Source organism: Nocardia sp. NPDC003999 (assembly GCF_053604885.1).
Window position 1 is genome coordinate 85,391 of record NZ_JBSGIB010000009.1, and the last position, 19,365, is coordinate 104,755.

The window sequence follows — 19,365 nt, forward strand, 5'->3', positions numbered from 1 at the left end:
CGGCCGAGCGCGTGGGAACGCGCCTGCACGGCCGGTCCGTCAGCCCTGGCCGTATCGGTTGTCGGCCAGGGCGGGCATGCCCATGACGAGGCGCGCTGTGGCCAAGGCGCGCAGCGTATTTCCGGCGTCGTCCTCGTCACCGGCGGCGGGGTGGTTCGAGCCCATGCGAAAGAACACGAAGTAGGCCGTGTGGGCCGCGACGGACCGGTGGCATGAATACCGCTCACGGACAGAATGAACACCCTCGCCACGGTTGGATCGGCATATCGCACACGAGCTCCGCGGCGAAACTCTTGCGATCCCACTTTTATACTCGCCGGTAACAATTGGAATCGATAATAGCCAACGGGTAGCTGGTGACTTATTTTTGGCTCTGACATCGCTCTTTGCGGGGGAATGCTGGTTGCGAGTCGAACGCGTATTGACGGATGGGAAGCGGCACGGGCAGAATCGGCCGGGTTGATCCCGGGGGTGGAGGAGTTATGCGCGTAAAAACCGATATCCATTTCACCGTCGGCGTCGATCCCATCCGGGTGTTCGATGCGGTCGCCGCGATCGAATTGCTTCCCGAATGGTCGACGCATTCGGATGCGCGCGTGGCCACCCGCGGTGAATCCGGTCGTCCGCAGCGGGTCTACGTCACCGCGGAGACTCCGCTCGGCAAGTCCGATCTCCAGGTGCTGGAATACGACTGGACCGCGGACCGAGTGTCGTGGCAGGTCGTGGACAGCTGTGTCGGCGTCGGCGGCGGTGGCTGGTTCGAAGTCGCCGAGGACGGCGCGGGATCGCAGGTCTGGTATCACACCGAGCTGCAATCCTCGCTCTTGCTGCCCGGACTACTCCTCAAGCGCAGCGTCCGGCGGGAGGCCGAGACCGTCGTGCAGAACTTCATCGAATTCGCCGAGGGATATACCGCGCCCCCGAAATCACGCGCCGTATAGGTCGCTCCGCTTCACCATTGGATATCCGCGACCGAGTTCAAGGGGGCGGCCACTTCCTCCGGCGCCAGTTGCAGATCCGCGTCCCGCAGCGCTTGCGGGAAGTGGAAGCGGGCTCGCTGCTCGATCTCGGTCAGCGGCAGCTGGAAGACGCGGAACTCGTCGAGATCGAGCACTTCCAGCTGGTCCAGGTTCTGGCTCAGCAGGAAGCCCCGGGCCTTCAGTTCGCCGTTCTCCCGGAACGCGATGACCTTCCAGAACTCGCGCGGAATCCTGACCTGCCGGAATTCCTGGTCGTCGTCGGTGAAGACCGGGCCGCCGAACGCGCTGACCTTGAGGTCGTCGACGGTGACGTCGGCGAAGACGGCGTCCTCGAGCCGCCCCCAGACCCCATCGCGCATGCTCTGGTTGAAGTCGTCCATCTGCGGGGTGATGTTGGTGTAGAAGAACGAATCCTCGTTGGCCTTCTTGGCCTCGGGCAGGCTGCCCCACAGCAGGTCCGCGCGGCGGGCGAGGTGGCCGCGATCGAGCCGGTTGTCGCGGTACAACTCGTTGCCGACCTGGGCGTCCGCGTCGAGCCGCGCGTCCTTGACGAAGTCGATCTTCTTCCGCGACAGCTTCTTGATCGAGCCGCCGTCGATATTCCAGGCCACCCAGATGGCGAAGCGGCGCGAGCGGCGCATCGCGAGGGAGAAATGCGTGTAGTGCAGGACATCGGCGCCGTCCAGGGTGGTCGCCACGTCGGGGCGGACCTCGGCGTCCACCTCGGGGACCGGAATCGGCGACGCGAGGAAATTCGGGTCGTATCCGGCGACGGCCGCGGCTTCCTCCGTGGCCGGCGGGGTCAAGGTGATGCCGAGCTTCTCGAACACCGATTGCGGCAGGCAGGCCAGCGCGTGCTCGTCGGTGTCCGCGCCCGTCTCGCCTGCGAAATGCAATCCGGCCAGCACGGTGCTGGTCTTGCCGTCGGGGAGCTCGAAAATCCACGCCGATCCGGAGTCGCCGCCGCTGCTGATCTCGCCGTCGACCGCGGGATGGTCCGGGTCGGGCCCGATCTCGAAGCCGCCGATGCTTCTCGTGCCAACGCCGTGATAGTCGATCTTGGCGACCACGTCGACGCGCCGCACCATGCCGTGGGTGACCTGGGTGGTCCGGCCGCTCTTGATCACCTTGTCGCCCAGCTCGGGTTCGCCGAGGCGGTCCGGGACGACGTCCAGGCCCATGATCGCGGCGCTGAACCGCCGGTTCTCGATGTCGGCGACGGCGCAGTCGCCCGCCGTGCCGAGATGGGATCGGATCAGCTTGCCGAGCCGGTTGCGGTCGACCCGGTTGTCGTCACGCGGGCCCGGCTGCACGACGTCGTCGCCGAGATTGCCCGCCGCGGTGTTCAGGACGTGCCAATTGCTCAGCACATACGGTGTTCCGTCGTCCCGGTCGTAGACGACGCAACCGATCGTCCCCGCCGTAGTGCTCGGGTGGGCAACGCTGATTCCCGGCACGATCGGGTCGAGGCGCGACTTGCGCTCGGGCGCGGCCGCTTCGGTGACCAGCCGGAAGGCCGGCTCGAACGTGCGCTGTAGCACGTCGGTCGGTACCTCGATCCCGTCGACGGTGACGGTCTCCGGAATCGCCGACGTGCCAAGCGCTTCCAGCGCCTCCGGTTCGGACACCTTCTCGTGCACGGTGAACTGCACCGCGATCTCGCCGGTCGATTTTCCGTCGACTTGCTTGTGGCCGATGCCGATCGAGGAGATATTGGGGTCTTCGAGGAAGTTCTCGCCCTTGCTGCGGATGAATTTGCGCAGTGCGGCGAGAAGGTCGTCGTTTCGGGTGTTCGTCCGGCGGGCTGGTGAATTCTTTTTGGCAGGCATGGTGGCTCCGTGATCGAGGTGAGCGTGGCGTCGACGGCGCTGTCGCACCAGCTATCGCCATTCTCTGGTCACAGTCGTGCCCGCACACGAGTAGCGAACTACTCGAACGACGGGTGCCGCAATGCTGCGCAAAAGTTAGTTCGCATAACCAAAACAGTAGGTAGAGCCTATGCGTGCTGTCGGTTTCAGCGACGTTAGATTTTCACCGATGTTCGGCCAAGGCTGTCGCCGTCGCGGTCACGAGGCCGATCAATCGAGTTCGGTCGATGCCGGGAAGCCTGCGGGCCAGCTCGTGCTCCAGCTCCGCGCGGAACTTGTGTCGCGCCGCCGAGCCCTGTTCGGTGGGAACGGCGCGAGTCACGCGGCGGTCTCCCGGGTCGGTCTCCCGGACGAGTAGCCCTCGCCGCTCCAGCCGGTCGACCATGCCGGTCACATTGGTCTTGTCACAACCGAGCGTCGCGGCCAGCTCGCCGAAGGACGGCGGCCGGTCGGCGCCGAGCAGGCACAGCAATTCGGCTTGCTGACTCGTCAATTCGAGGCGTCGCGCGATCGAGGTGTAGAGGGCGCTGATCTCGCGGTACAGCCGTGCGAAAGCGGGCGCGAGCCCCTGATCATCGGTCGGCATGGGGAAAGTCTATGTCATCAACAGTTGACATCCTCACTGATTTAGTTGATGATCTCGACTATCGCCATGGTCATCAATGGGAGGTGAGATGCCGGTCGCGATCGTCACCGGAGGATCCCGCGGCATCGGTCGCGCCATCGCCGAGCGCATGGGCGCGAGGGGAGCCGCCGTCGTCGTCAACTACCGATCGAACCGGCCGGCCGCCGAACAGGTGGTGGCCGCCATCGAGGGCTCCGGTGGGCAGGCGTGGGCGGTGCGGGCCGACGTCGCCGACCCGGCGGGCCCGCGCAGGTTGTTCGACGCCGCCGAGGAGCGTTTCGGCGGCGTGGACGTCTTCGTGAACAACGCGGGCGTCGCGCGTTCGGCTCGATAGCCGAGGCCACCGACGAGGACTTCGAGCTGATGTTCGCGGTCAACACCAAGGCGACGTTCGTCGCCCTGCGGGAGGCCGCGAAGCGGTTGCGCGACAACGGCCGCATCGTCGTCGTGTCCTCCGGCGCGACACTGACCCACCGGCCGGGCTCGGGTGTCTACGGCGCCAGCAAGGCCGCCGTAGAGCAGCTGGTTCGGGTGCTGGCCAGGGAACTCGGCTCGCGCGGCATCACGGCCAACAGCGTGCTGCCCGGTGCGGTGCACACCGACGCACTCGCCGCGTCAGGGGCGATCGGGGCGAATCAGCAGATCCTTCAATCGATTCCGCTCGGCCGCATGGGCGAGCCCGACGACATCGCCGACGTGGTCGGCTTTCTGGCGTCGGAGGAGGCCCGCTGGATCACCGGGGCGAGCGTGCCCGCCGGTGGGGGAGCCTTCTGAACCGCGAACGTACCGGGACGGAGACGGTCCGAGACGGAACCAGGGTGTGCGCGCCTAGATCTCGATGTGAGCGCCCATGATCACCGTGCGCTCGCGGGGTAGGCCGAACTGCTCGGCGGCGTCGGCGGTGATGTAGGAGGTGGCGATGAACAGCCGCTTGCGCCACTGGGCCATCGTCGGCTCGGTACCGGGGCGCAGCTCGATCTTCGACAGGAAGTAGGACGCACGGTCCAGCTGCAACGGTCCCTCGGTGACAGCGGGGTCGAGCAATGCCAGCGCACCGGGCACGTCTTGCGACTCCATGTAGCCGAACCGGGCGCACACGTGGATGATGCCGTCTTCGGTGTAGCCGAGGGAATCGACGCTGATCCGTTCGTCCGCCGGAACCCGCGGCACGGGTTCGGTCTCGATCGACATGATCACGACGTGCGCGTGGCGCACGTGGTTGTGTTCGGCGTTGGCCCGCAAGGCCAGCGGCGCGGTTCGTTTGCCTCGGTTGAGGAAGACGGCCGTGCCGGGGACCTCGAGTATCGACGGGTCGCCCGCGTGCAAGTGGTCGACGAACTCGCGCAGCGACCCCTCCCGCCGTTCGCGTTCGGCGGTGACGATGTCGCGCCCGCGTTGCCAGGTGGTCATGATTGTGAACGCGGTGAGACCGATCAGCAGCGGCAGCCACGCGCCGTGCACGAGCTTGGTCAGGTTGGCCGCGACGAACAGCAGGTCCACCGACAGCAGGGGGACGGCGCCAAGGGCGAGCAGCCAGCGCGGGATATTCCAGCGGGCGCGGGCGACGTAGAAGAACAACAGCGTGGTGATGGTGATCGTGCCGGTCACCGCCATGCCGAACGCGTAGGCCAGCGCCGCCGAACTGCGGAAGGCGAACACCAGGGTGAGCACCGAGACCATCAGCAGCCAGTTGATCCACGGCACGTAGATCTGGCCGACCGTCGCCTCCGAGGTGTGCGCGATGCGCAGCCGGGGCAGGTAGCCGAGCCGGGCGGCCTGGGATGCCACCGAATACGCGCCGGTGATCACCGCCTGCGACGCGATCACCGTAGCGGCGGTGGCCAACAGCACCAGCGGCAGGCGGCCCCATGCGGGCATGAGCAGGAAGAACGGGCTGCTGACGTGGCCGGGATCGTCGAGGATCAGCGCGCCTTGGCCGAAATAGCTGAGGATGCACGCCGGGAACACCAGAAACAGCCAGCCACGGGTGATCGCCCTGCGACCGAAATGACCCATGTCGGCGTACAGCGCCTCGGCTCCGGTCACCGCGAGGACGATCGCGGCCAAGGCGAAGAAGGCGGTGCCGAAATGGCCGAACAGGAAGCCGAGCGCGTAGGTCGGTGACAGGGCTCGAAGAATCTGCGGATGATCGGCGATGCCCGCCACCCCGCACGCGCCGATGACGGCGAACCAGGCGATCATCACCGGCCCGAACACCCGGCCCACGGCCGAGGTGCCCCGGCGCTGCACCAGGAACAGCGTCACGATGATGACCGCGGTGATCGGTACGACGAAATCCGCCAGCGACGGTTGCACGACATCGATTCCCTCGACGGCGGACAGCACGGAGATCGCCGGAGTGATCATGCTGTCGCCGAAGAACAGCGAAGCGCCGAAGATGCCCAGCGCCGCCAGCGCCGCGGTCTGCCGTCGGCCGTGCTGCGAACCCCACCGCCGCAGCTGCGTGATCAGCGCCATGATGCCGCCCTCGCCGTCGTTGTCGGCGCGCAGGGCCAGCAGGATGTAGGTGACGGTGACGATGATGGTGACCGACCAGAAGATCAGCGAGACCACGCCGTACACGTTGTCCACGCTCACCGGCACCGGATGTGGGTCGGCAGGGTTGAACACCGTCTGGATGGTGTAGATCGGACTGGTGCCGATGTCGCCGAACACCACGCCGAGTGCGGCGACCACCACGCCGAGCCGCGCGGTGTCGTGTGCGCTCGTCGCGGAGGGCGCGGGGGGTCGCTCCTCGTCGGATGTGGTCGTGTGCTGCCGATCGGTCACCGAGTCCTCCTAGCGCGGGCTGTCCGGCCGCCCGTGCGGACGATACCGTTCCCGGAGTTGGGCCGTCGGGCAGTAGCCGCCGCATGACATCCGGCGTCGTGCCTACCGCGGCTCAATACGACACGCGCGTCATGCGGATCTCGGAGATCGACATGCCCCGGCGGCGGCGGAACAATCCACGCAGTGTTCCGGCGTTGAGATAACCCACCTTGGCGGCCACCGCGTCCACCGTGAGCGAAGTGGTGCGCAGCAGTTGCACGGCGCGTTCCAGGCGGATGTCGTGCACGAATTCCGTGGGGGACATGCCCAGTTCGGCGTGGGTGGCCCGCTGCAGGCTGCGTTCGGTGACGCCGACGGCGCGAGCGGCCTGGGATATCCGGAAATTCTCGCCGAGGTGTGCGCGGACCCAGCGTTCGAAGGCGGCGGTGACGGAATCGCCGCGGGCGATGATCTCGGGGACGATGAACTCGCGTTGCGGTCGGCCCGCGCCCACCGCCAGGTAGCGCATGGCGCGTTCGGCCAGGGCCGGGCTCTTGCTCGCGATCAGCGACAGCGCCAGGTCCATGTGCGAGAGCGCGGCGCCCGCGGTGGTGACGCGTCGACCGCGACACAGCGTGCGCCCCTCGTCGAGTTCCACGTGTGGGTAGCGGCGCCGGAAGCTGGGGCCGAGCCACCAGCTCGTGGTCGCGGGGGAGCCGTCCAGCACGCCTGCCTCGGCCAGGAAGAACGTTCCGGTGCAGGCGCCGGCGAGGTGAGCGCCCCGATCGCGGGCCGCGACCAGCCGGTCGAGCACCGGACGGCTGGCGGGTGCGGAAACCAGGTCGATCAGCGCCGCGGCCTCCAGGACGTTCACGGCGGGCACGATCATCAGATCGAACCCGTCGCCGAGCTCGTCGAGCGGGATCGTCGGCACGGTGTGGCCGTTGCCCGACCGCACCGTGGCGCCGAACGACGCGCTGTGCACCCGCCACGGCTGCGGCGGGTCGGGCAGCTCGGTGCGCACGGCGTTGGCGGTGTTGAAGGTTTCCAGTAGGGCGGCGTATCCGAAATCGGCTACGCCGTCTACCACGAAGACGACGACGTCCATGTCGGAAACGGTACCGAAGATGTCGTTTGCGACACTCGGTTCCGCCGGGATTCTGTCCTACCGTCATCGCGAGACGGCTCGCCGCCGAGCGAACCGGGGAGCCGATCGAACCCGCCGTACCTCGTTTGGGAGCGTGACCATGATCGAAACGACCGGGACGCATCACATCCGGTTGACCGTGACCGACATCGCCCGGTCGCGTGCCTTCTACCGAGATGTGCTCGGTTTCCCCATCGCCGCCGAATCGCCAGGCAGCCCCGACGATCCGGAGGTGCGCGCCGACCCGATGCGACTGTTCGGCGGGGTGGTGTTCCAGGCCAACGGCATGTTGCTCGGCCTGCGTCCGGTCGCCGATCCGGCGGACCGATTCGATTCCGAACGTGTGGGTTTGGACCATCTCAGCTTCACCGTCCCGGCGCGGGACGATCTGGTGGCCGCGGCAGCTCGCCTGGCCGATGCGGGCATCGAACACGGGAAGATCACCGAGATGGCCGATTTCGGCATCGCGATCCTGTCGTTCTCCGATCCCGACGGCATCCATCTCGAACTCACTGCGCCCCTGTGAGTTTGCGTCCGCCCGCAGCGGGCATGCCCGATCCGGAATGAACGCTGTCCTGATGAAGGCTTGGCCGACCGGCCGTACGAGCGGTGCGGTCGTGCCGGGGAGGTAGGCCGATGCTGGTCCAGCGTGCGCGACCGCGGAAGCTGTCCGAGGATTCGGCGCTGCCGAGTCCGAGCGCACTGCTGTGCGCGCTGGGCGGCCAGCACGTGCAGGGCCCGGTGAGCCGGTGGGCGCGCGAGCTGACCGAACTGCACCGGCGGCGCCGGGAGGACGCACGGGAATCGGTCGGGACGCGGCGGCGGCGCGCCGAGTTGGTCGAACGGATCGACACCTGGGCGGCGCTGCACCTGCCGTGCGCCGACCCCGCGGTGCGGGTGCACCACGAGAGCCTGGGGGAGATGATCGACCGGATGGCCGCCGTCGCGGAAGACGCGTTCCATCTGCTGATGCACGACGATCCGGGAGGCGAGCGCATGCACGCGGCATGGACCCGGCTGGCCGAACTGGAGATCGCCTACGCCGATCTGGTGCGCGCGATCGGGGACGGCCGTCGGCGTCTTCCGTCCGGACGAACCGGCGCTTCGGGCGCCCAGTGATGCCGGGGTGGCCTACCGGCGGTCGATCGAGTGGCCGAGCCGGTCGCATCGGACGAACGCGCTGGTCATCGTTGTCGGCATCCGTTGTGGGGAGTGCGCGCGTCCGCGTCGCAGCGCCTCGCGATCAGCCGTCCCCGGACGAAGACGCGCGCGCCGAGCCGTGGCCGATCGAGTTCACTACGGAGGAGGGCGTAGGCTTGGCGCTCCGACGGACGGCGCGACTTCTGGGAGCGGTGCATGAGCAAGGGTGAGGGGACTCCTCCCGCTACGACGCGGACCGGCACGATCAGCGTGCGGGTGCCCGCGGTGTCCGAACAGCTCGCGATGTTGCGTGCCTTGGCCGAGACCGTCGTGCTCATGGCCGATTTCGGCATCGACGAGGTGACCGACATCCGGCTGGCCCTCGACGAGGTGGCCAGCGCCCTGGTGCTGGACGCGGTGGACGGGGCGGAGCTGGAGTGCGCGTTCGGCTTCGAGGACGACGCGGTGGAGGTGCGCGTCTCCACCGTCACGGTGTCGGACGCCAGCCCGGACGAGTCCGGCTTCGGCTGGCACATCGTGGCGACGCTCACGGATTCGGTCTCGGCCACCCGAGGCGCGCACGACTCCGCTGTGGGCGGCTACCCGACCGTCGTCGACTTCCGTTGGGTGCGCGGCGGCTCGAATAATGAGTAGCGAGTCGAATCAGGTCGCTTCCAAGCGCAAATCGCGGGGAGACACCTACGACAATATCGAGCCGCTCTTCGCCGAACTGGCCGCGCTGGCCCCGGACGATCCACGCCGGGACGCCGTGCGCACCGAGCTGATCGAACGTTGCCTGCCGCTGGCCGAACACATCGCCCGCAAGTTCAGCGGCCGCGGCGAGAGCTTCGAGGACCTGTTGCAGATCGCTCGGGTGGGCATGCTCGCCGCCGTCGACCGCTTCGATCCGGGGCACGGCGCGACCTTCCTGTCGTTCGCGGTGCCGACGATCATGGGTGAAGTGCGCAGGCATTTCCGCGACTACGCCTGGTCGGTGCGAGTGCCACGGCGGCTCAAGGAGATCCAGTCCACCATCGGTCCGACGGTGGAGATCCTGTCGCAGCGGCTGGGCCGGATGCCGCGGGCGCGGGAGATCGCCGAGGAACTGGGCGCGGACCTGAACGAGGTGACCCAGGCGCTCATCGCCCGCAACGCCTACCAGACCTCCTCGATCGACGCCGCCTCGGACACCGACGACTCCGAATCCGGCGGTCCCTCGCTGCTGGACTCGCTCGGCGCCGAAGACCCGGACTTCAGCACCGTGGAGAACTACCTGGCGGTCAAGCCGCTGCTGGCGGCTCTGCCGGAACGTGAGAAGCAGGTGCTGGTGATGCGCTTCTTCGACTCGATGTCCCAGGAGCAGATCGCCCAGCGCATCGGATGTTCGCAGATGCAGGTCTCACGGATTCTGTCGAAGACCTTGAAATCGCTGCGCGAGCAGGCGCTGCGGGACTGACCCGCGCCCCGGCGGAGGCGTTCACTCGCCGGTCAGCCCGTGGTGACGCTCGCGCATCGCGTGGACGACGGCGACCAGCACGCGATGTGCGGCGCGCAGGTCCGCGTCGGGCGGTTCGGCCATCGCGGCTCAGTTTCTGAGAGAGTTGGCGGGGTGAGCGCTTGGGATCGCTATGCGTCGGTGGTGACCGCCCGGACCTCGTGGGTGCTGCTCGTGGTGCTCGCCGCGGCTTCGATCGGCCTGATCGGCGCGGTGGGCGAGAACGAGTCCGCCGGGCAGGCCCCTACCGCGCTACCGGCCTCAGCCGAATCGGCGCGAGTCGAACAGGCGCTCGAGGAGTTCCCGGACGCGGGGTCGGCCGCCGCGATCATCGTGGTGACGCGCGCCGATGACGGCGAGCTGACCGATGACGACCGCAACGCCACCGTGACGGCGGTCACGCGCGCGTCGGGACGGACACCCGGCCCGAGCGACCTGCTCGCTTCGCCGGACCGGAAAGCGGCGATCGGGCAAGTGCCCGTGGACGCCGATCTGAGCGGATTCCCGCTGACCGACCGGATCGGGGACATCCGTGCCGTCGCGCGGGAGGGCCTGCCCGAGGGACTCGTCCTGCAGGTCACCGGCGGTCCGGCGTTCGGCGCCGACATCGCCGACTCGTTCTCCGGCGCCAACGTCACCCTGCTGGCGGTGACCGCGATGGTCGTCGCCGTGCTGCTGATCGCGACGTACCGCTCCCCGGTGCTGTGGCTGGTGCCGCTCGCGGTGGTCGGCGCGGCCGATCGGGTGGCCACCGGCGCCGGAACCGCGCTGGCGCGTGTGACCGCCCTGACCTTCGACGGCTCGACCTCCGGTGTCACGAGTGTGCTGGTGTTCGGTGCGGGCACCAACTACGCGCTGCTGCTGGTGTCGCGTTATCGGGACGAACTGCATCGGGAAGCCGACCACCGCACGGCATTGCGACACGCGGTGCGGCGCGCCGGGCCCGCGATCCTGGCCAGCAACGTCACGGTGGTCGCCGCCCTGCTCGTGCTGGTGCTCGCCTCCGTGCCCAGCACGCGCAGTCTCGGTGTGATGGCCGCGCTGGGATTGCTGGTCGCGGTGGTGTTCGTCCTGCTCGCGCTGCCCGCCGCGCTCGCGTTGTGCGGACGCAACGTGTTCTGGCCGTTCGTGCCGGAGGCCGACGATCGCGATACGGCGAACGAGGGCGTCTGGCACGCGGTCGCCGCGTGGGTGGTGCGCAGGCCCGCGGTGGTCGCAGGAACCGCGCTCGTGGTGCTGGCCATCTGCGCGACCGGATTGCTGTCGACGCAGGTGGGCCTGTCGCAGACCGAGCAGTTCCGGGTTCGCGCGGAGTCGGTGGAGGGATTCGACGCCCTCGCTCGGCATTTCCCCTCCGGCGCTTCCGATCCCGCGATCGTCCTCGCGCGCAGCGACGCGGTGGTGGAGGTCGACGCGGCGTTCCACCGCACGGAGGGCGTGGTGATGACCTGGCAGACCGGCACCTCGCCGACCGGGCTGACCCGGTGGGCCGTGGTGATCGACGCGCCGCCGTCTTCCGCACGTGCCTTCGACACGATCGAGGCGCTGCGCGCGTCGGTGGCCCAGGTGCCGGGCGCCGACGCGATTGTCGGCGGCACCGATGCCCAGGCGCTGGACGTCCAGACGGCCGCGAGCCGCGACCGCAAGCTGATCATTCCGCTGATCCTGGTCGTCGTGCTGGTGGTGCTGCTGGTGCTGCTGCGCGCGGTGCCTGCCGCGTTGCTGCTCGTCGCGGTCACGGTGTTGAGCGCGCTGGCGGCGCTCGGGCTGGGCAGCTGGATGAGCGAGCACGTGTTCGGGTTCCCGGCGCTGGACATCAGCGTGCCGCTGTTCGCGTTCCTGTTCCTGGTCGCGCTCGGCGTCGACTACACGATCTTCTTGGTGACCAGGGCCCGCGAGGAGACTCCGGGCCACGGCACCACGCATGGCATGGTGCGGGCGGTGTCGGTGACCGGCGCGGTGATCACCAGTGCGGGCATCGTGCTCGCGGCGGTGTTCTGCGTGCTCGGCGTGCTCCCGCTGATCACCCTGACTCAAGTCGGCATCGTGGTGGGCCTCGGCATCCTGCTGGACACGTTCGTCGTGCGCACGGTGGTGATCCCCGCGCTGTTCAGCCTGATCGGGCGGAAGATCTGGTGGCCGAGCGAGCTGCGGCTCGTCGAGGAGGAGGGCGACGGGCGCGGCGGCGGGGATCAGTCGGCGGGCGCCCAGCCCGGGCCGCGGAACAAGTAGCCGCCGCGGGCGCGCCACGAGGGCGCGCTACGCAGGTCCCGCCAGATCGAGGCGAACTCGTGGGTGGCGACCTTCGCCGGATTGAACGTCTCGATGTTCTTGGTCAGCCCGTAGCGGACGCGTTCGTCCTCCGGCTCGAAGGTGCCGAACAGCCGATCCCAGATGATCAGGATGCCGCCGTAGTTCTTGTCCAGGTAGCGATCGTTGGAGCCGTGGTGCACCCGGTGATGGGACGGGGTGTTGAACACGAATTCCACGGGACGCCATAGCGTCGCGACCCGCTCGGTGTGGATGAAGAACTGGTAGACGAGGCTGACCGACTGTTGCAGCAGGATCATCCAGGGCGGGAAACCGGCCAGCGCCAGCGGCAACCAATAGGGCAGCGAGCTGAACGGGGTCCACGGCTGGCGCAGCGCGGTGGAGAGGTTGTAGAACTCGCTGGAGTGGTGCACCACGTGGCTGGCCCAGAACACGCGCACCGTGTGGTGCGTGCGGTGATACCAGTAGTAGGCGATCTCGTCGGCGAAGAACAGCGCGACCCAGGTCAACGGATGGTCCGTCGGGAGATGGAACGGGGCGGCCAGGTACGCCGCGGCGTACACCGCGACGACCGCGAGTTTCCAGCCGAGGTTCACCACCACGTTCCCCAGCCCCATGAGCACGCTGGTGCGCGCGTCGCGGAACTGGTAGCCGAGTTGGTCGTCGTCGGGCAGCAGGTGGAAGGAGGCCGCTTCGAGGGCAAGGCAGAGCACGAAAACCGGTATGGCGTGGGCGATCAGGTCGAACAATGGGTCAATCTTTCGGTGCTGCTTGGGCGTCCACCAGGCGGGTGAGCAGGGCGTAGGCGGTGTCGTAGGCCGCGGCCGAATCGCGGCGGGCAATGTGTTCCGCGAGCGCGCGATGGGCGCCGGGATCGATGTATTCCTTGTTCAGGCCCAGTTCGGCGACGACTTCCATCCCGATCCCGAAATAGCCGGAGACCAGGGTGTTCAACGCCAGCCGGTAGGCGAGATTGCCGGAGCCGTCCAGGATCGCCACCCAGAACGCCAGATCGGCATCGACCACGGCGCCGAACGGGGCGGTGGCGTCCGGATAGGCCGCGGCGGCGCGTTGCACCGTCGCCAGTTGGTCGGCGTCGGCGTGCTCGGCGCACAACCGGGCCGCGTCGGCGGCGACCGAACGCCGCATCACCGCGATGTCGTGCAGGATCCGTCTGGCCGGTACCGCGCCGGAGCGAGTGAGCGCGGTCAGGATGTCCAGGCCCGCGTGCGAGCGCCAGTCGAGAACCCGGGTCTTGCCACCGGGCGTGACGCGGACCAGCCCGCTCTGCTGTACGCGCTTGAGCGCTTCGCGGACGGCGTGGCGGTTCACCTGGAACATCTCGGCCAGCTCGCGCTCGGAGGGGAGCGTCGCCTCGGGGGCGAGTTTGCCGCTCAGGATGGCGTCGATGATCTGGCCGAAGACCGTATCGGAGACGGCGGTGCGGGCGACCGCGGCGAATTCCATGTCACCGAGTCTCGCGTATGGCGGTCAACAGGTCAACTGGTTGGACCAGTTCCTGGAAAGCAAGGCGGATGCCCGCTTCATGCGGCCATCCGCCTACGACCTATCTGCCTCCGCTTTCGCTCGGCCGTGCGCGGTGCTACCACGCGTTCGCTACGGCCGTGCGCGGCGCCAGGCACGGACAACGTCCGATAGCGCACGTGCAGCGGTCAGTGCCGGAAGGCGTCCTTGACCTTCTCGCCGGCGTCCTTCAGGTCGGACTTGATCTGGTCGGTGCGGCCTTCGTCGCGCTTCCCCCGGTCACCCTTGGCCTCTCCGAGCTTTTCTTTGGCCTGACCAGCGACTTTATCGGTCTTGTTCTTCGCCTTGTCGACTGCGCTCATGTCACAACCTCCCTTTGAAGCGACCGGCCGGCCATCTTCAGCCGGTCTTCTCGGCAGTAGCCCGTAATCGGGCGGCCAAACATCGGCCATTCCTCGTAAAAAGCGGAAGACCCGGCGGGCAACCGGGTCTTCGCGGAAATCGTGCGTATTCGAAATCGCCGCCGAATCCGCATGCTGCGTGCGGTCTCCGGCGCGCCGGGAATTACGCGGCCGGAACCGTGGGCGGTGTCAGAAGGCCTTGCAGCACACCGACACCCGCGCCGAGGGCCGCACCGACGGCGATGGCAGGGGAGGCGACGAATCCATAACCGATGGCGGCGCCGAAGGCCATGACGGCCACCGTCCCGGTCGGAAACATCGGCAGGCCCGCGATGGCGCCGCAGATGGCGCCGATGACCGCTCCGATCGAGGCGACCGGCGCGGCCACCATGCTGCCCGCCGAGGCGCCGATGGCGGTGGAGCCGATCAGGTCGGCGGCGATGCGGTCGGAACGCGACGGATCGAAGCCCGCCGAATCCAGGGTCTGCGCGATGCCTGCTTCCGGGCCCGCGATCGCGTCGTTGAACATCTTGCCCTGCTCGGGAGTCATGAAGTCCGGGCGGCCGATCACCACCGAACCCACGCGCAGCGTGCCGGGCGGCGCCTCGATCGGCGCGACCGCGGGAGCCAGGGCTGCGGGGTTGGGCAGGTGCAGCCGCTGCGGATCGATCGGCGCGAGCAGGTTCGGATCCGGCATCGGCCGGTTGACGCTCAGGTCGTTGCGGCCCGCGGAAACCGGGGGCGCGGGCGGAAGAGCCTCGGGGTCCGCGGGATCGGCCACCGGCATGACGCCGAGGCCGGGCCCCGGGGCGAACGGGACCTGGACGGAGATCTCCGGCAGCGGGTTCGCGGTGGCGGTCGCGGCGGCGCCGACCAAGGACAACGGAATGGCGCCCGCGACGACCAGAGTGGCGGCGCGGCGGAAGAACGGGTGTGCTGCAGTTTCGATTTCGGGTACTGCTATGCCCATGGACTTACCCACCTCATTCTGAAGAGGACATGTACCTACCCTTCTAGTTCGGTCCAGAAAGCCGTACGGATGCGCGGCAGTTCGATTTATTTTCGATTGCGGTGAAACGCGCCCCTGCCAATCGAATCCGCGTGACAGCGCCGAATAGCCCTGTCGCCGTGGTCAACCAATCGCGACTGCGCTGCTGCTGGTTTTCTTCAACGGAAATCAGGGAAACCACCCTCGAAACGGGGCTTTGCCCCGCTGCGCGGGTTCCGAGCCACGCCGTGGCCTGATCAAGAGCCCATCCGATCCCCCGTCGTGTGGGGGCATTCGAGGTGGTTGGCGAACTGGTCAGCACGACACTCCGCGACGGCTACCTCACCTCGGAGCGGATGTGACTCCTCGGCAACAAGGTCCGCAACGCCGGACAGTCCCCACGTCATGTACAGGGCTTTGTCCCTGGTCCACAGGGCCGGGAAGGAGTCGAGCGCGTTGTAACACCGGCCCACAGACATGTCGACACGCGAGTGGTGAGCGCGTCGAACTTGGCCGTCGGCCTGTCCTGGGCCGGTACGGTGACCGTGTACCAGTGCTGAGGAAGGGCTATGTTCGCGCTCGTTGTGAGGTTCGATCTTCAGGACGCCGAGAAGGCGGCCGAGTTCGACGAGTTGGTTGCTGAGACGGTGCAGGCCATTACGGAACTGGAACCCGGAACTCTGGTCTACGCCACCCACGCCGTTGAGAACGAACCGCTGTCGCGGGTGTTCTACGAGGTCTACCGCGACCGCGACGCGTTCGAGGAGCATGAGCGGCAGCCGCACATGAAGCACTTCCTGAGCCAGCGTGAGAAGTACATCGCGTCGTTCCGGGTGGAATTCCTGTCCCCTGCCGATGCGAAGGGACTACCTGCGGCAGACTGACCGGATCACAGGCGCGCAGCGATCCCGCACCATACGGCGAAGCCGTGGACGCTACGTGCCTCCGCGCGAGTCAGCGCCCGCACTGTCTCGTGCACCATCGGACTCCAGCGAGTTTGCGCCGGGGCAATGTTTTTCGCGGTTAGCAGCGCGCCCAAGGCGGGTGTGCGGCTCCCGTGCGGGAGGAGTTGACCACCCGATCCCCGCCGGGCACACCCGGCGGGGCCAACGCGTCAGGATGCCGCGTCGAATCCGGCGCGCAGGTCGGCGAGGATGTCGTCGATTCCCTCGATGCCGACCGCGAGTCGGACCAGGCCGGGGGTGACGCCCGCGGCCAGTTGCTCTTCCGGCGTCAGTTGCGAGTGGGTGGTGGAGGCCGGGTGGATCACCAGCGAGCGGACGTCGCCGATGTTGGCCACGTGGCTGTGCAGGCGCAGCGCCTCGACGAACCGCTTGCCCGCGTCCACGCCGCCCGCCAGCTCGAAGCCGATCACCGCGCCGGTGCCCTTCGGGGCGAGGGCGCGGCCGCGCTCGTACCACGGCGACGACGGCAGGCCCGCGTAGGACACCGAGGTGACTTCCGAACGGGTGGTGAGGAATTCGGCCACCGCCTGCGCGTTCTGCACGTGCCGCTCCACCCGCAGACTCAGCGTCTCCAGGCCCTGGCTGATCAGGAAGGCGTTGAACGGCGAGACCGCCGAGCCGAGGTCGCGCAGCAGTTGCACGCGCGCCTTCAACGCGTAGGCGGGCGCGCCGAGTTCGGCGTACACGACACCGTGGTAGCTCGGGTCGGGTTCGGTGAAGCCGGGGAAGCGGCCGCCGGTCCAGTCGAACTTGCCGCCGTCCACGATCACGCCCGCGATGGCCGCGCCGTGTCCGCCGAGGTACTTGGTGGCCGAGTGCACGACGATGTCGGCGCCATGGGCCAGCGGCTGGATCAGGTACGGCGTGGCGACGGTGTTGTCCACGATCAACGGCACACCGTTGTCGTGGGCGACGCCCGCGATCCCCGGGATGTCGAGGATGTGGTTCTGCGGGTTGGAGATCGTTTCGCCGTACAGCGCCTTGGTGTTCGGGCGGATGGCGGCTTTCCACTGCTCGAGGTCGTCGGGGTCGTCGACGAACGAGACCTCGATGCCGAGCTTGGGCAGCGAGTAGTGGAAGAGGTTGTAGGTGCCGCCGTAGAGCCGGGGGCTGGACACGATGTGGTCGCCCGCTCCGGCGATGTTGAGGATCGCGAAGGTCTCCGCGGCCTGCCCGGAGGCCAGCAGCAGAGCGGCCACGCCGCCTTCCAGGGCGGCGATGCGCTGCTCCACCGCGTCCTGGGTCGGGTTCATGATCCGGGTGTAGATGTTGCCGGGCTCGGCCAGACCGAACAGCGCCGCCGCGTGCGCGGTGTCGCGGAAGGTGTAGGAGGTGGTCTGGTAGATCGGCAGGGCGCGGGCGTTGGTCGTGCCGTCCGGAATCTGTCCGACGTGGATCTGCTTCGTCTCGAAGCTCCAGTCCTGCGACAGGTCGGGTTCGGTCATCGGGAAGGTCCTCCTTCTGGTGAGTGATCGAGCTGGTTGGGACGGCGGCTAATCGGTGATCAGCCTGGTGTCGACCGGAGTGCGCCCGGTCGTGAGATCCAGTACCGGGCAGTGTGCGTCGACGGCCTGCTGGAGTTCGGCATAGCGCTGCTCGGTCTCGGGCCCGCTGAGGCGGACGGTCACCCGCACCGCCTGGAAGCCGGGGCGAACGTTCTCATCCAAGCCGAAGAACCCGCGCACGTCGAGATCGCCTTCGGCGCTCACCGCCAGTTCGTCGATCGTGATGCCGAGGCGCTGGGCCCAGAACCGATAGGTCACCACTTGACAGGCGATGAGCGACGCCAGGTACACCTCGACCGGATTGGGCGCGGTGTCCGCGCCGCCGAGCGCGGGTGGTTCGTCCACGCGCACGGTGTGCCTACCGAGCGTGATCGCGCTGCCCACTGTCCCCTCGGGAGTCCCGGAGGCACGGAACACCACCAGCGCGTTCGCCGGGTCGTCGGCCACCGCCTTCGCCGTCGCGTCGGCGATGTCGTTGAGCGGGGTGCCCACATCAGTTGTCATGTCCACTGACGCTAGAAACCGCAGGGGGCGACGGCGATAGTTACATTCGGACTGAGTGCAAGGATGGCGCGCGGTACTGCGTCAGTCCGCGGGTTCGCTCTCCGGTTCCGGCGGTGGCGCGGTGGCCGCGTCGATCTGCTCGCCGAGGTAACGCAGGACCACCGCGGCGATCGCGACGACCGGCACGGCCAGGAACGCGCCGACGATCCCGTAGAGCGAGCCGCCCGCGGTGACCGCGAGCAGCACGATGACCGCGTGCAACTGCATGCTGCGGCTCTGCAACACCGGTTGCAGCACGTTGCCCTCCAGTTGCTGTACGGCCACGACGATGCCGAGCACGATCAGCGCGGTGACGAAGCCGTTGCCCACCAGCGCGACCAGCACCGCCAGGGCGCCCGCGACGAACGCGCCGACCATCGGCACGAATCCGCCGAGGAACGTGATCACCGCGAGCACCAGCGCCAGCGGTACCCCGAGGATGACCAGACCGGCGCCGATGAGCACCGCGTCGACCAGGCTGACCAGCGCCTGGGTCCGGATGAACCCGCCGAGCACGACCCAGATCCGGCTGAGCACCTCTTCCAGGTGCCTGCCGCCGCGGCTGCCGGAGACGCTGTGCAGCCAGGGCAGGAAACGCGGCCCGTCCTTGACGAAGAAGAAGCTCAGTACCAGCACGAGGAACAGGGTGATCAGCGCCGACGTCGCGGTGGTCACGCCGCTGAATACGCCGGTGGCGATCTGCGCGGAACTCGACTGCAACCGGGACACGATGGCGTCGACCGCCGAATTCAACTGCTCTTCGCGGATTCGCAACGGCGGCCCCTGCAACCAGTCGCGCACCTGGTTGACGCCCGCGCTCGCCTTGTCGGCCAGTTCCGGGACCTGGTCGACCACCGAGGGCACGATCAGCGCGATGACACCGGCGAGCACACCGAGGAAACCGAGCACCGCGAGCGAGGCCGCCGCGGCGGGCGGCAAGCCGCGGGCGGTGAGCCAGCGCACCGGCGGCCACAGCACGGTGGCGATCACGATCGCCAGCGCCACCGGCAGGATCACCACCCACAGCCGGGCGACCAGGAAGCCGAGCACCCACGCGCCCGCCGCGATCGCGACGATGCACACCGCCCACTTGGCCAGCCACAGCAGGCCCACACCGATGACATCACCGCGATCACGCGGCGTGAGTTCGTCCGGTTTGTCGCTTTTGCTGCGTTCGCTCACC

Annotated in this window: 19 protein-coding genes and 1 pseudogene; 8 read left to right on the plus strand and 12 right to left on the minus strand. The window is 68.1% G+C overall.

Annotation, left to right across the window (positions count from 1 at the left end):
* Nucleotides 1-39: 39 nt before the first annotated feature.
* Nucleotides 40-165: a hypothetical protein gene (locus ACWESM_RS19380; RefSeq protein ID WP_355072651.1), complete on the minus strand. Its 126-nt coding sequence runs from the start codon at nucleotides 163-165 to the stop codon at nucleotides 40-42.
* A 317-nt stretch (nucleotides 166-482) separates the two neighbouring features.
* Here ACWESM_RS19380 and ACWESM_RS19385 point away from each other — a divergent pair, with 317 nt between their 5' ends.
* Nucleotides 483-941, plus strand: a complete 459-nt coding sequence (locus ACWESM_RS19385) for an SRPBCC family protein (RefSeq protein ID WP_364427554.1) — start codon at nucleotides 483-485, stop codon at nucleotides 939-941.
* Nucleotides 942-952: 11 nt separating this feature from the next.
* Here the strand turns inward: ACWESM_RS19385 and ACWESM_RS19390 are convergent, their stop codons facing one another.
* Together ACWESM_RS19390 and ACWESM_RS19395 are read right to left on the minus strand one after the other, a co-directional pair.
* Nucleotides 953-2,809 carry a DNA/RNA non-specific endonuclease gene (locus ACWESM_RS19390; protein ID WP_452492949.1) on the minus strand — a complete coding sequence of 619 codons (1,857 nt, stop codon included), beginning with the start codon at nucleotides 2,807-2,809 and terminating at the stop codon, nucleotides 953-955.
* 202 nt (nucleotides 2,810-3,011) lie between these two features.
* Nucleotides 3,012-3,434 (minus strand): MarR family winged helix-turn-helix transcriptional regulator, encoded by a 423-nt coding sequence (locus ACWESM_RS19395; RefSeq protein ID WP_452492951.1) that lies wholly within the window; start codon nucleotides 3,432-3,434, stop codon nucleotides 3,012-3,014.
* Between the two features lie 148 nt (nucleotides 3,435-3,582).
* On the opposite strand from ACWESM_RS19395, the pseudogene ACWESM_RS19400 reads away from it, so the two are divergent.
* Nucleotides 3,583-4,247, plus strand: a pseudogene (locus tag ACWESM_RS19400) (SDR family oxidoreductase).
* Between the two features lie 54 nt (nucleotides 4,248-4,301).
* On the opposite strand, the gene ACWESM_RS19405 reads toward ACWESM_RS19400, so the two are convergent.
* Together ACWESM_RS19405 and ACWESM_RS19410 are read right to left on the minus strand one after the other, a co-directional pair.
* Complete coding sequence (locus ACWESM_RS19405; RefSeq protein ID WP_452493075.1) at nucleotides 4,302-6,173, minus strand: potassium transporter Kup; 1,872 nt, start codon at nucleotides 6,171-6,173, stop codon at nucleotides 4,302-4,304.
* Nucleotides 6,174-6,375: 202 nt separating this feature from the next.
* Nucleotides 6,376-7,350, minus strand: a complete 975-nt coding sequence (locus ACWESM_RS19410; protein WP_355072661.1) for a GlxA family transcriptional regulator — start codon at nucleotides 7,348-7,350, stop codon at nucleotides 6,376-6,378.
* A 139-nt stretch (nucleotides 7,351-7,489) separates the two neighbouring features.
* Between ACWESM_RS19410 and ACWESM_RS19415 the strand changes: the two genes are divergently transcribed.
* From ACWESM_RS19415 to ACWESM_RS19435, 5 genes are all read left to right on the plus strand, one after another.
* The gene (locus tag ACWESM_RS19415) at nucleotides 7,490-7,915 is read left to right on the plus strand and encodes a VOC family protein (protein WP_355072663.1); all 426 of its coding nucleotides are present in this window, start codon (nucleotides 7,490-7,492) and stop codon (nucleotides 7,913-7,915) included.
* 110 nt (nucleotides 7,916-8,025) lie between these two features.
* Entirely contained in the window at nucleotides 8,026-8,508 is a 483-nt protein-coding gene (locus ACWESM_RS19420) for a DUF4254 domain-containing protein (RefSeq protein ID WP_364427568.1), read from the plus strand.
* Between the two features lie 237 nt (nucleotides 8,509-8,745).
* Nucleotides 8,746-9,183, plus strand: a complete 438-nt coding sequence (locus tag ACWESM_RS19425) for an ATP-binding protein (protein WP_355072666.1) — start codon at nucleotides 8,746-8,748, stop codon at nucleotides 9,181-9,183.
* Nucleotides 9,176-9,985, plus strand: a complete 810-nt coding sequence (locus tag ACWESM_RS19430) for an RNA polymerase sigma factor SigF (RefSeq protein WP_355072668.1) — start codon at nucleotides 9,176-9,178, stop codon at nucleotides 9,983-9,985. Before ACWESM_RS19425 ends, ACWESM_RS19430 begins: the two co-directional genes overlap by 8 nt.
* A gap of 153 nt (nucleotides 9,986-10,138) precedes the next feature.
* Nucleotides 10,139-12,256, plus strand: a complete 2,118-nt coding sequence (locus ACWESM_RS19435; RefSeq protein WP_452492955.1) for an MMPL family transporter — start codon at nucleotides 10,139-10,141, stop codon at nucleotides 12,254-12,256.
* On the opposite strand, the gene ACWESM_RS19440 is transcribed toward ACWESM_RS19435, so the two are convergent.
* The 4 genes from ACWESM_RS19440 to ACWESM_RS19455 form a co-directional block, all read right to left on the minus strand.
* Entirely contained in the window at nucleotides 12,217-13,044 is an 828-nt protein-coding gene (locus ACWESM_RS19440) for a sterol desaturase family protein (RefSeq protein WP_355072672.1), read from the minus strand. The two genes, ACWESM_RS19435 and ACWESM_RS19440, sit on opposite strands and share 40 nt — an antisense overlap.
* 4 nt (nucleotides 13,045-13,048) lie before the next feature.
* On the minus strand, nucleotides 13,049-13,762 hold the full coding sequence (locus ACWESM_RS19445; protein WP_355072674.1) for a FadR/GntR family transcriptional regulator: 714 nt from the start codon (nucleotides 13,760-13,762) through the stop codon (nucleotides 13,049-13,051).
* 206 nt (nucleotides 13,763-13,968) lie between these two features.
* Nucleotides 13,969-14,142, minus strand: coding sequence for a CsbD family protein (locus ACWESM_RS19450; RefSeq protein WP_355072675.1), 174 nt, complete (start codon nucleotides 14,140-14,142; stop codon nucleotides 13,969-13,971).
* 202 nt (nucleotides 14,143-14,344) lie between these two features.
* Nucleotides 14,345-15,151: a hypothetical protein gene (locus ACWESM_RS19455; RefSeq protein WP_452492957.1), complete on the minus strand. Its 807-nt coding sequence runs from the start codon at nucleotides 15,149-15,151 to the stop codon at nucleotides 14,345-14,347.
* 587 nt (nucleotides 15,152-15,738) lie between these two features.
* On the opposite strand from ACWESM_RS19455, the gene ACWESM_RS19460 reads away from it, so the two are divergent.
* Nucleotides 15,739-16,053 (plus strand): putative quinol monooxygenase, encoded by a 315-nt coding sequence (locus tag ACWESM_RS19460; RefSeq protein ID WP_452492959.1) that lies wholly within the window; start codon nucleotides 15,739-15,741, stop codon nucleotides 16,051-16,053.
* A gap of 230 nt (nucleotides 16,054-16,283) precedes the next feature.
* On the opposite strand, the gene ACWESM_RS19465 is transcribed toward ACWESM_RS19460, so the two are convergent.
* The 3 genes from ACWESM_RS19465 to ACWESM_RS19475 all read right to left on the minus strand — a co-directional run bounded on the left by ACWESM_RS19465 (nucleotide 16,284) and on the right by ACWESM_RS19475 (nucleotide 19,364).
* A complete protein-coding gene (locus ACWESM_RS19465; RefSeq protein WP_355072679.1) occupies nucleotides 16,284-17,579 on the minus strand; it encodes a bifunctional o-acetylhomoserine/o-acetylserine sulfhydrylase in 1,296 nt (431 codons plus the stop codon).
* 48 nt (nucleotides 17,580-17,627) lie between these two features.
* Complete coding sequence (locus ACWESM_RS19470) at nucleotides 17,628-18,143, minus strand: OsmC family protein (protein WP_355072680.1); 516 nt, start codon at nucleotides 18,141-18,143, stop codon at nucleotides 17,628-17,630.
* 81 nt (nucleotides 18,144-18,224) lie between these two features.
* Nucleotides 18,225-19,364, minus strand: coding sequence for an AI-2E family transporter (locus ACWESM_RS19475; protein ID WP_355072682.1), 1,140 nt, complete (start codon nucleotides 19,362-19,364; stop codon nucleotides 18,225-18,227).
* Nucleotide 19,365 lies beyond the last annotated feature (1 nt).

Coding starts and splice junctions, on each gene's coding strand:
- ACWESM_RS19380 (WP_355072651.1), bottom strand. CDS start 165: ATGGGCTCGAACCACCCCGCCGCCGGTGACGAGGACGACGCCGGAAAT.
- ACWESM_RS19385 (WP_364427554.1), top strand. CDS start 483: ATGCGCGTAAAAACCGATATCCATTTCACCGTCGGCGTCGATCCCATC.
- ACWESM_RS19390 (WP_452492949.1), bottom strand. CDS start 2,809: ATGCCTGCCAAAAAGAATTCACCAGCCCGCCGGACGAACACCCGAAAC.
- ACWESM_RS19395 (WP_452492951.1), bottom strand. CDS start 3,434: ATGCCGACCGATGATCAGGGGCTCGCGCCCGCTTTCGCACGGCTGTAC.
- ACWESM_RS19410 (WP_355072661.1), bottom strand. CDS start 7,350: ATGGACGTCGTCGTCTTCGTGGTAGACGGCGTAGCCGATTTCGGATAC.
- ACWESM_RS19415 (WP_355072663.1), top strand. CDS start 7,490: ATGATCGAAACGACCGGGACGCATCACATCCGGTTGACCGTGACCGAC.
- ACWESM_RS19420 (WP_364427568.1), top strand. CDS start 8,026: ATGCTGGTCCAGCGTGCGCGACCGCGGAAGCTGTCCGAGGATTCGGCG.
- ACWESM_RS19425 (WP_355072666.1), top strand. CDS start 8,746: ATGAGCAAGGGTGAGGGGACTCCTCCCGCTACGACGCGGACCGGCACG.
- ACWESM_RS19430 (WP_355072668.1), top strand. CDS start 9,176: ATGAGTAGCGAGTCGAATCAGGTCGCTTCCAAGCGCAAATCGCGGGGA.
- ACWESM_RS19445 (WP_355072674.1), bottom strand. CDS start 13,762: ATGGAATTCGCCGCGGTCGCCCGCACCGCCGTCTCCGATACGGTCTTC.
- ACWESM_RS19450 (WP_355072675.1), bottom strand. CDS start 14,142: ATGAGCGCAGTCGACAAGGCGAAGAACAAGACCGATAAAGTCGCTGGT.
- ACWESM_RS19455 (WP_452492957.1), bottom strand. CDS start 15,151: ATGGGCATAGCAGTACCCGAAATCGAAACTGCAGCACACCCGTTCTTC.
- ACWESM_RS19460 (WP_452492959.1), top strand. CDS start 15,739: ATGTTCGCGCTCGTTGTGAGGTTCGATCTTCAGGACGCCGAGAAGGCG.
- ACWESM_RS19465 (WP_355072679.1), bottom strand. CDS start 17,579: ATGACCGAACCCGACCTGTCGCAGGACTGGAGCTTCGAGACGAAGCAG.
- ACWESM_RS19470 (WP_355072680.1), bottom strand. CDS start 18,143: ATGACAACTGATGTGGGCACCCCGCTCAACGACATCGCCGACGCGACG.